Below are 647 nucleotides of genomic sequence, written 5' to 3' on the forward strand. Positions count from 1 at the left end.
GGAGCAACCGGAGCAACAGGTGCAACTGGTAATATAGGTGCTACAGGTTTAAAAGGCGATACGGGAGCAACGGGTTCAGCAGGAGCAACCGGCGCAAAGGGCGATACGGGCGCAAAAGGAGATACAGGCTCAGCAGGAGCGTCTGGCGCAAAAGGCGATACGGGTTTACAAGGAGCAACTGGTAACACAGGAGCAACTGGAGCCAAGGGCGATACAGGTTCGCAAGGGATACAGGGTGTAACAGGAAATACAGGTGCAACTGGAGCGACAGGTTCAGCAGGAGCAACCGGAGCAAAAGGCGATACAGGTTCGCAAGGAATCCAAGGCGTAACCGGTAACACGGGAGCAACTGGAGCAACCGGAGCAACAGGTGCAACTGGTAATATAGGTGCTACAGGTTTAAAAGGCGATACGGGAGCAACGGGTTCAGCAGGAGCAACCGGCGCAACAGGCAATACCGGAGCGACAGGTTCAACCGGAGCAAAGGGCGATACAGGTTCACAAGGGATACAAGGTATAACAGGAAATACAGGTGCAACTGGAGCGACTGGTAACACGGGAGCGACTGGCGCAAAAGGCGATACGGGAGCAACCGGTTTAGCAGGAGCAACCGGTAACACAGGCGCAAAAGGAGATACAGGTGCAAA

Annotated in this window: 1 pseudogene; it reads left to right on the forward strand. The window is 54.6% G+C overall.

Features of this window, described 5'->3' with window-relative positions:
* Positions 1 to 647 (forward strand): annotated as a pseudogene (locus I5M32_RS16600) (collagen-like protein); the annotation flags it as partial.

This window comes from Pedobacter segetis (genome assembly GCF_016623585.1).
GTDB classification, from domain to species: domain Bacteria; phylum Bacteroidota; class Bacteroidia; order Sphingobacteriales; family Sphingobacteriaceae; genus Pseudopedobacter; species Pseudopedobacter segetis.